This is a genomic window from Actinomyces sp. zg328 (genome assembly GCF_009829635.1).
GTDB classification, from domain to species: domain Bacteria; phylum Actinomycetota; class Actinomycetes; order Actinomycetales; family Actinomycetaceae; genus Actinomyces; species Actinomyces marmotae.
In genome coordinates this window covers 1-10,085 of sequence record NZ_VWPE01000036.1, presented here as the reverse complement: position 1 = coordinate 10,085, position 10,085 = coordinate 1, and the positions used below count along the sequence as shown (strand labels likewise).

At 74.9% G+C, this 10,085-nt stretch carries 6 protein-coding genes; 3 read left to right on the top strand and 3 right to left on the bottom strand.

The window, feature by feature from the left end; translation table 11 throughout:
• The coding region (locus GVV75_RS09905) for an FHA domain-containing protein (protein ID WP_159814582.1) at positions 1-936 on the bottom strand (936 nt) is incomplete at its 3' end.
• 171 nt (positions 937-1,107) lie between these two features.
• Between GVV75_RS09905 and ligA the strand changes: the two genes are divergently transcribed.
• Positions 1,108-3,666, top strand: coding sequence for an NAD-dependent DNA ligase LigA (gene ligA / locus GVV75_RS09900; RefSeq protein WP_159814580.1), 2,559 nt, complete (start codon positions 1,108-1,110; stop codon positions 3,664-3,666).
• A gap of 107 nt (positions 3,667-3,773) precedes the next feature.
• Here the strand turns inward: ligA and GVV75_RS09895 are convergent, their stop codons facing one another.
• Positions 3,774-5,057, bottom strand: coding sequence for an ABC transporter permease (locus GVV75_RS09895; protein WP_159814578.1), 1,284 nt, complete (start codon positions 5,055-5,057; stop codon positions 3,774-3,776).
• On the bottom strand, positions 5,054-6,025 hold the full coding sequence (locus GVV75_RS09890; protein ID WP_159814576.1) for an ABC transporter ATP-binding protein: 972 nt from the start codon (positions 6,023-6,025) through the stop codon (positions 5,054-5,056). Before GVV75_RS09890 ends, GVV75_RS09895 begins: the two co-directional genes overlap by 4 nt.
• Here GVV75_RS09890 and GVV75_RS09885 point away from each other — a divergent pair.
• Positions 5,975-7,336, top strand: coding sequence for an alpha/beta hydrolase (locus GVV75_RS09885; RefSeq protein WP_236266131.1), 1,362 nt, complete (start codon positions 5,975-5,977; stop codon positions 7,334-7,336). The two genes, GVV75_RS09890 and GVV75_RS09885, sit on opposite strands and share 51 nt — an antisense overlap.
• Before the next feature lie 78 nt (positions 7,337-7,414).
• A partial coding sequence (locus GVV75_RS09880) for a chromosome segregation SMC family protein (protein WP_159814573.1) occupies positions 7,415-10,085 on the top strand: 2,671 nt, incomplete at its 3' end.

The following is a 10,085-nucleotide window of genomic DNA, read 5'->3' as shown; positions in this document are numbered from 1 at the left end:
AGACGCGCCCGGGGCCTGCCCGGCCCGCCCGCCTGCCAGTGGCGCGGAGGCGAAGCCGGCTGGCGCTCCGATCCGAGCTAGCACTTGAGCCGCCCACCATCGCTGGGCCCGCGAGGCGCCCGCGCCGGTGAGGGCCAGGCGGTCCCCGGGCTGGAGGGCCAGGGCCGTCCTGCGCCGACGGCGCCCGAGCCAGGCCGCTGGCTCCTCGCCCGGGGCGCCCGCGCCCGGGGCGCTGAGGGGGGAGGCCTCGGCCGCTCCGGACAGCGCCCGCGCCGCCACGGCGAGGAGCACCTCGGAGGGGTCGGGCCGCCGACGCGACCGGCCCCGCCATCCCGCGCGACCGGCCCCGCGTCCCCGGGCGCCCCCGCCGGAGATCAATGAGCCGATCCTCATGATGCCCATGAGGAGCATCGGCGCCAGCATGAGCATCCCTACGCCACCGCGCCCTCCCATGCGCAGAGCGCCGGCCACGATCGTCCCCATGACGAGCAGGCAGAGCAGGCCGGCGATGATGGAGCCGATCCGCCTCCTCCCTGAGGGCTGACTGCTGCCGGGAGCCGGGACGAGGAGCGAGGTGGGGCGGCGCCGCAGTTCCAGCACGCTACCCCCCACCCTCAGGCGCTGGCCCTCGCGGAAGGCGCGCGGGCGGCGGAGCCGACGCCAGCCCCGCAGACGCCGTCTCGCCCGGGTCCCGTTGGCCGAGCCCGCGTCCCCGATCATGACGCGGTCGGTCCTGCATCGCACCCGCAGGTGCTCACGGGAGATCTCCGGATCGCTCAGCGCCCCGCAGCGCCCGATCGTCCCCGAGGCGGGGAGCGGGAGGACCAGACCGGCGTCGGGGCCGCAGAGCACCGCCATGTGCCAGGCGCGGCCCAGGGCCTGGCGGGCCGCGGAGGCGGGGGTGTCGAGGGTAGGGGAAGGCGGGCGCGCGAACATGGCACGAGAGTGCGCCCCGGGGCCGGTCCCGCGCTCGGCCACTGTGGATGAGCACCCGCTGGGGCTGCATGGCGCCCCCGGTGGTTCACGGCGGACCGCGAGACGACGGCGCCACTGCTCCCGGGCGACCGCCGTCCCCGGGCGGTGACGGGCATGGGGGAGGATGGGGGCATGACTGAGCGAACCGCGCCCGCTGCGCCCGCCGTGCCATCAGCGCCGTCGTCCCTCGACGAGCGGCTCGACGCCCTCCTGGCCTCCCCGGGGCTCGCCGGCGTCCCCGAGGCCGACCGTCTGCGCTGGGCCGGGCTCGTGCGCGCCATCGAGGCCGCCCGCGCCGACTACTACGACGTGGTCGAGAACGCCCCCGAGAGCGCGGGCGCCGGCACGGGGATCATCGTCTCGGCCATCTCCGACGCCGACTACGACGAGCTCTACCGCCAACTCGAATCCCTCCAGGACACCCATCCGGCCCTCGACAACGCCCTGTCCCCCACGCGCGCCGTCGGCGGCAGCGCCACCCGGGGCTTTCCTCCCGCCACTCACCACGAGCGCATGTACTCCCTGCAGGACGTCTTCAGCCCCGAGGAGGTCGGGGAATGGGCCGCGCGCATGAGCGCCGCCACCGGGCGGGCCGATGCCGACCTCGCCATGACCGCCGAGGTCAAGATCGACGGCCTGGCCATCGCCCTGACCTACACCGATGGGCGCCTGACCCGCGCCGCCACCCGCGGCGACGGCATCACCGGCGAGGACATCACCGCCAACGCCCGCACCATCGACTCCATCCCGGAGCGCCTTACCGGAGTCGAGCCGGGCGCCCCCAACGGCGCGGGCCTGCCGTCCCTCGTGGAGATCCGCGGCGAGGTCTACTTCCCCGTTGAGGAGTTCGAGGCCTTCAACGCCGCCAGCCGCGCCGCCAACGAGAGGGCCGAGGCCGACTACGCAGCCGGGCGCGCCACCCGCCGGCCCAGCGCCCTGCCGGTCTTCGCCAATCCCCGCAACGCCGCCGCCGGATCCCTGCGGCAGAAGGACCCCCGGATCACCGCGGCCCGGCCCCTGGCCTTCATCGCCCATGGCATCGGCGCCATCACCCCCGCCCCCGGACTCGACCTGCCCCCCAACCAGCACGAGTGGTACGAGCTCCTGGAGCGCTGGGGGCTGCCCACATCCCCCTACAACGCCGTCGTGCGCGGCGCCGCCGAGCGGCAGGCCTACATCGACCGCTACGCCGAGCACCGACACGACCTGCTCCACGAGATCGACGGCATCGTCTTCAAGCTCGACGACCGCTCCCTCCAGGACGAGCTCGGGCACACCTCCCGCGTGCCCCGCTGGGCCACCGCCTACAAGTACCCGCCCGAGGAGGTCCACACCCGCCTGCTGGACATCGATGTGCAGGTCGGCCGCACCGGGCGCGTCACCCCCTTCGGGATCATGGAGCCCGCGCTCGTCGCCGGCTCCACCGTCGCCCGCGCCACCCTCCACAACGCCGCCGAGGTGGCCCGCAAGGGCGTCCTCATCGGCGACATGGTGGTGCTGCGCAAAGCCGGCGACGTCATCCCCGAGATCCTGGGGCCCGTGGTCGCCCAGCGCGACGGCACCGAGCGGCCCTTCGTCATGCCGTCGGCCTGCCCGTCCTGCTCCACCCCCCTGGCGCCCGCCAAGGAGGGGGACGTGGACCTGCGCTGCCCCAACACCCGCTCCTGCCCCGCCCAGGTCACCGAGCGCATCGCCCACATCGGCTCACGCGGCGCCCTCGACGTCGAGGGCCTGGGGGATGAGGCCGCAGCCGCCCTCACCCAGCCCGACGCCGGGCGCCCCGAGGCCATCGCGGCGCTCGCCGCCGGGGCGCGCCTGCACACCGAGCGGGGCCGCCTGCGCCTGCCCGCCGCTCAGCTCGACGCCCTCCACCCCTCCCAGCGCGCCGACGCCGTCGAGGCTCTCCTCGCCGAGCACGGCATCATCGAGCAGGATCCCGCCATCGCGGGGGAGGGGGAGCTCTTCGACCTCACCGCCGAGGACCTGCGCGACATCATGGTCTGGCGCCCGGTCACCACGCGCGGGCGCCCCACCGGCGACTGGCGCCTCGTCCGCTACTTCTGGACCAAGCCCACCCTCACCAAGGACGGCGAGGTCAAGAGGCCGACGACGCCGGCCAAGAACGCCACCGCCATGCTCTCCCAGCTCACCGCCGCCAAGGACCAGCCCCTGTGGCGGGTGCTCGTGGCCCTGTCCATCCGCCACGTCGGTCCCACCGCCGCCCGCGCGCTCGCCGCCCGCTTCGGATCCCTGGACGCGCTTCGCGCCGCGAGCCCGGAGGAGCTGGGAGAGGTCGAGGGCGTGGGCCCCACCATCGCCGCCTCCTGGATCGAGTGGATCGGCGTGGACTGGCACGCCGAGATCCTTCAGCGCTGGGCCGCTGCCGGGGTGCGCACCGCCGACGACGCCGCTGACGGCGAGGCCCCCGCCCGCACCCTGGAGGGGCTGACCGTCGTCGTCACCGGCGCCCTGGAGGGCTTCACCCGCGACAGCGCCAAGGAGGCCATCGTGGCGCGCGGCGGCAAGGCCGCCGGAAGCGTGTCGAAGAAGACCAGCTACGTCGTCGTCGGCGCCAATGCCGGCTCGAAGGAGGCCAAGGCCCGCGACCTCGGCCTGCCCGTCCTCGACGAGCGGGGATTCAACGCCCTCCTCGCCGGTGGGCCGACGGCCCTCGACGTCATGGGGGCGTGACGGAGCGAGGGACTGATCCGCGCGGCCGACCCGCGCGTCCATCCCCCGCCCCGCCATGCTCGTCAGGGCTCGTCTGGGCTCGTCTGGGCTCGTCTGGGCCTCCAGTTTCAGGCCGCGCGGCGCAGGACCTCCCTGAGCGGGACACGGCTGCCGGTGCGGGTGACCGCCCGGGTGTAGACCACCGAGCCGAGTTTGACCAGCAGGATGGTGGCCAGGAGCGTCGCCGCCATCGTGATGGCCTGCTCAGCGGGGGAGGAGACCCCCAGGATCTGCCTGGCCGGCATCATGTAGGGGGAGAACAGCGGGAAGTAGGACAGCACGCGGTACAGCGTGGAATCCGGGTCGCCCTGCATCATGAAGATCGAGGCCATGTAGGGGATCATCCCCAGCATGAGCAGGGGCGTGGTGACGCTGGGGGCGTCCTCCTGCCGGCTCACCAGCGCCCCGGCGGCGCCGTACAAGGAGGCCATGAGCACGAAGCCGAGGACCATCCATGTCATGATCAGCGCCATCGTGCTGTTGATGGGGATGTCCACATCGTCGAGCAGCCCCACGGTCCTCGCCGCGGCCGCGCCGACGATGCCGATCAGGGAGAAGCTCACGATGGTCGCCGCGCCGATCCCCAGGATCTTGCCCGCCAGCAGGGATGTGGGGCGAACGCAGGCCAGGAGGATCTCCACGATCCGGCTCGCCTTCTCCTCCACGACGCCCATGGCGAGTATTTGGCCACCACCCATGATGACGGACAGCAGGAGGATGTCCGCGGTCAGCAGGAAGGCGTAGCGCTGGGCGAAGCCCTTGTCCTCGTACTTCGGAGGGGAGACGGCGTCGACCTCGGGGGTCGCGCTGGCCAGTGCCGTCGCCACCGCGGAGGGATCGCCGCCCAGTTGCGTGATCCGGTCCGACAGGGCCGCCTGCTGGAGGACCGCGGTGATGCCCGCCTTGACCTGCTCGCTCGCCTTCTCGTGGACGCGCAGGACGGGGGTGGCGCCCGTGAGATCAAGGATCATGTCCAGATGCGCGACCTCGTCATCATCCGCGGCCAGGGCGGCCGTCGCCGCCTCTCCTGTGGGATCGCCCTCGAACTGGCTGACCGCGATCACGGCGCCCTCGGAGTCGGTGACCTGGCTCAGGCCGGGCAGGGCGGCGGGGCTCGCCCCGGCCACCGCCACGCGGTAGGCCTGATGGTCGCCACCGGTGAAGAGGCTGAATCCGATGATGCCCCCCACCACGACCACGAGCATGACGATGACCGAGATGAGCCACGGCTTCTTCGACATCTGGTTCTTGAACTCGCGCGCGGCGACGAGCCGGATCTCCTGGGCAGAGCCCATGGCGGCCCCGGCGGGGGCTGCCACTGACCGCGGCGGGGCGGTAGGCGAGGCGCTCATGCTCGCGCCTCCTTCTTCTCGGAGGACTGGGCGGCGGGGGAGGGGGCGGCCAGGGCCTCGCGGAACACCTCGGTCAGGCTTCGGCGCGCCTGGCCGAGTTCACGAAGCGCCCCGAGGCGGGTGGCGACGGCGAGCAGCGCCTGCTCATCCGGCCCGCCGCAGGTCAGCTCCAGGGTCCCGGGAAGCCTGCCGGGCGCCGCGGCGGGCTCCGGCAGGGCCGCCATGGCCGCAAGGGCGGTGGCCTCGTCCAACCGGGCGGCCTCGACGACGGCGCGCCAGCGGTGCCCTCCGGTCGCCCGCAGCTCCTCGACGGTGCCGTCGGCCACGAGCCCGCCCGAGCGGATGATGATCACCCGGTCCACGAGCCGCTCGACGACGTCGAGCTGGTGGGAGGAGAAGAGCGTGGGGACTCCAGCGGCGGCGCGCTCGCGGATGACATCGGACATGACCTCGACGGCCACGGGGTCCAGGCCGGAGAAGGGCTCATCGAGGATGAGCAGCGCGGGGTCGCCGACGAGCGCCGCGGCGAGCTGGACGCGCTGCTGGTTGCCCAGTGAGAGTTTCTGCACGTCGTCGTCGCGCCGCTCGGCGACGCCCAGGCGCTCGGTCCAGGCGTCCGAGGAGGCCTGGGCGGCGCTCTTGCTCAGGCCGTGGAGGCGGCCGAGATAGGTGAGCTGCTCCCCCACCCTCATCTTGGGGTAGAGGCCGCGCTCCTCGGGCATGTAGCCGATGCTGCGGCGGAAGGAGGCGTCGAGCTCGACTCCATCCCAGGTGGTGGTGCCGGAATCAGCCTCGAGGACGCCCATGGTGATGCGCATGGTGGTCGACTTGCCCGCGCCTCCGCTCCTCCTGGGGGAGGGGAGCGTTGCCCGCCGCCACCGGATGGCCGGGCGCCGGGGGCTCGGTATTGTGGCGCCGTGCCGACCATCAAGGCGATTGCTCAGGAGACGATGCCCGAGGACCCCCATCCCCGCCGGGGCCCCGGGGTCCGCTCGCGCCGTCGGGAGCGGACCGGTCGCGCCATGGGGCGGAGCCGCTGCCGGAGGCGCGACGCCCTCGCCCTCATCGGCGCCTGCGCCATCTGCCTCCTCTCCATCGGCGCGATCACCGCCATCCCCGTGCTGTCCTACTCGCTCATGCTCGGCGCCTGGGGACTCGACGCCGCGGCCGTGATGGCGCTGCTCGCCGTCGTGGCCGGCTACCGGGCCCTCCGGCGGCGCCGCGAGCCGGGGGCGCGGATCCGCGTGGCGACGGCCGGGCTGGTCTGCCTAGCGCTGGCCATCACGGGGTGGATGGGGGCCGCGCAGATCCGCTTCGCCCACGCGCAGGGAGTCGATCTATCGGTCCTCGGCCTCACCGGCATCGGGCAGTGGGGGCGCGGCCCCGATGCCGCCCCCGTCGTCCTGACCGACGCCGCCAGCCGCCAGACCCTTCGCGCCGGGATCTGGTACCCGCGGGGCAAGGCCCCGGGGGAAGGCGGGGAGAAGGCCCCGATCGTCGTCCTCCTGCACGGCGGCGGGTGGCGCACGGGGGATCGCGATAACCCCATGACGCGCATCCAGGCGGACTGGCTCGCCGACCAGGGTTATGTGGCGATCGCCCTGGAGTACCCGCTCTCCCTGAGGGACACGCCCACATGGGAACTCGCCCAATCCCGGCTCGTGTGCTCACTGGCCTGGGTGGGCGCCCATGCCGGGGAGCACGGCGGGGACCCGGGCAGGCTCGCCGTCGTCGGGGACTCCTCCGGCGGGCACCTCGCCCTGGAGACGGCCTACCGGCAGGCCCTGGGGGGCCTCGACCCGAGTGGGCCCGACGCCCCGACGGACGCCGATGGCGAGACTCTGCCGGCCTGCCAGGGGAACGTGCCCACGATCCGCGCGGTGGCGACGACCTATCCGATCACCGACCCCGCGGTCTTCCACGACAACCCCGACCCGATCCTGTCCGGGCCCGTGGCGAGCCGGGCCCGCCTGTACGTGGGAGGCAGCCCCGCGCAGTACCCGGAGCGCTACGCGTCCATCGACCCCGCCCGCAAGGCCGCGGCCGCGGGGGCCGCCGCCCCGCCGGTGCTCATCGTCCACGGCGAGGGGGACCACGTGGTACCCGTGAGCGGGACGAGGGACCTCGACGCCGTCCTGGAGGCGGCCGGCGCCCGCCACGAGACGATCATCGTGCCCTACGCGGATCATGTCTTCGACCTCAATGGGGGCTCCGTGGCCTCCCAGATCTGGCGCGCCAAGACCCTCCAGCTCCTGCGCGGGGCCGGCTTGGGGGCGTGACGGCGCGGCGGCGCCGGTGGCGGGGCGGGGCACCGGCCTGCTCGGACGGCGGTCGGCGGCGGGCGGTATCGTGGGGCCGTGCACCTCAAGACGTTGACGATCAAGGGCTTCAAGTCCTTCGCCTCGTCAACCACGCTGCGCTTGGAGCCCGGCATCACCGCCGTCGTCGGCCCCAACGGCTCGGGCAAGTCCAACGTCGTCGACGCCCTGACCTGGGTCATGGGGGAGCAGGGCGCCAAGAACCTGCGCGGCGGCACCATGGCCGACGTCATCTTCGCCGGCGCCGGGTCGCGGCCCGCGCTCGGGCGCGCAGAGGTCTCCCTGACCATCGACAACGCCGACGGCGCCCTGCCCATCGATTACTCCGAGGTCACCATCACCCGCACCCTCTTCCGCGGAGGCGGCTCGGAGTACCAGATCAACGGCGCCCAGTGCCGCCTTCTCGACGTCCAGGAGCTCCTGAGCGACACCGGCCTGGGACGCCAGATGCACGTCATCGTCGGCCAGGGGCAGCTCGACGCCGTCCTGTCCGCCACCCCGGAGGATCGCCGCGGCTTCATCGAGGAGGCCGCCGGCGTCCTCAAGCACCGGCGCCGCAAGGAGCGCGCCCTGCGCAAGCTCGACTCCATGGCGGCCGACCTCGCGCGCGTCGCCGACCTGGCCAACGAGCTCCACCGCCAGCTCGGGCCCCTGGCCAAGCAGGCCGCCGTCGCCCGCCGCGCCCGCACCATCCAGATCGAGGTCCGTGACGCCACCGCTCGGCTGCTCGCCGACGATGTCGTCGCCGCCCAGCAGCTCCTTGAGGCCGGCCAGGAGGACACCGCCGCCGTCACCGCGCGCCGCGCCGCCGCCGAGGAGGCTGAGAAGGCCGCCCGTGATCGCCTGTCCGGGCTCGCCGAGGTCGAGGCAGGCGCGGGTCGCAGGCTCGCCGCCGCCACCCAGGTGTGGGAGAGCCTCACCGGCGCCGCCCAGCGGCTCTCCTCGCTCGCCGACATCGCCGCCGAGCGGGTCAGGGGACTGGCCAACGCGCCCAAGCCGTCCTTCGGCACGGACCCTGAGGAGCTGGACCGGCGCGCTGAGGCCGCCGCCGCCGAGGAGGCTGAGCTCGCTGAGCGGATCGAGTCGACCCGCAGCGCCCTGGCCGCCGCCACCCAGGAGCGGGCGGAGGCCGAGGCTGCGCAGAGCGCCGCCGAGAGCGCGCTTGCCGCCCTTCAGCGCCGACAGGCCGAGCATCGGGAGAGGGTGGCGCGCGCGGGTGGCCGCCTGGCCTCCGCCCGCTCCCGCCACGAGGCCGCCACCGCCGCCCGAGAGCAGGCCCGCAGCGCCCTGGCCGCCGCGGAGGAGCGGCGGGCCGCCGCCCAGGCCGCTGTGGAGGAGGCCACCCCCGGGGCCGGCGAGGGCCCCGCCCCGGATGAAGGCGCGCCGGGGAGCGCCAGCGCCGAGCAGATGGAGGCCACCGCCCGTCACGAGGCGGCGACGGCGGCCCTCGCCTCCGCGCGCGACGCGCTTGCCGCCGCGACCGAGGCCCGCTCCCAGGCGGCCTCCGAGCAGGCCACCTGGGCCGCCCGCCGCGACGCCCTGGCGCTTTCCCTGCGGGCGGAGGACGCCACCGCCGAGCTCGCCGAGGCCGGACTGGAGGGACTGCTCGGGGCGCTGCCCGAGCACCTGAGCATCGACAAGGGCTGGGAGAACGCCATCGCCGCGCTTCTCGGGGACCTGGCCGCAGCCGCCCTGGCCACTGACGAGGCCGCGGCCATCGGCGCCCTGGAACACGCCCGCGGGTCCGAGGCCGGAGCGATCCGGCTCATCATCGCCCAGGAGGAGACTGGCATCGACGGGGCCGCGGATGCGCCTGAGCCCCCGGTGGAGGGGGGCAGGACCGGTCTCGATCGTGATTTCGACCGGTCTCGGCCCGTAGGCCCGGTGGAGGGAGCCACCCCCGCCAGTGACCTGGTCGCCATCCAGGCGGGCATCGCGCAGCGCTCCGGCCTGCGGGCCGCGCTCGACCGTCTCCTCGCCGGGGCGTGGGCCGTGCCCGATCTGGAGACCGGCGTCGCGGCGCGCGCCGCCGACCCGCGGGCAAGGGTCGTCACCCGCGACGGCGACATCCTGGCCCCCGGATGGGCCGCCGGGGGCGGGCGCGGCTCGGCCAGCGTCCTCGAGCTCGCCGCCGCCCATGACGAGGCCGCCAGTCGGGCCGAGGCCGCCCGTGAGGCTCAAGAGGCGGCGGAGACGGCCCTGGCGGGGGCCCGCCAGGCCGAGGAGGCCTGCAGGCACGGCCTCACCGCCGCCCTGGAGCAACTGCGCCGCGCTGACGCCGAGGCCGCCCGCGAGGCCGAGGCCCTGGCCCGCCTCGCCTCCGCCGCCCACGCGGCCACCGAGGAGGCCGGGCGCGCCAGGCGCGTCCTGGAGCGAGCCGAGGAGGAGGCCGCTCAGCGCACCGCCGAGTTGGCCGCCGCATCCACCGCCCTGGCCGAGATCGAGCAGGGCCGCGGCTCGGGCGCCCCCGACGGTGAGGAGGGCACCGCGGCAGGGGCGCCGGTGGACGCCGAGGCGGCCATTGAGGCGGCCCGGGCGCGCCGCGATGAAGCGGCCGAGGCGGCCACCGCCGCCCGCGCCGCCGAGACCGATGCCCGCCTCGCCCTGCGCACCGCCGAGGAGCGCGAGCGCTCTGGGCGGGGCCGCTCCGACTCCCTGCGCCTGGCCGCCCGGCGCGAGCGCGAGTCCCGGGCAGCCGCCGAGCGCGCCC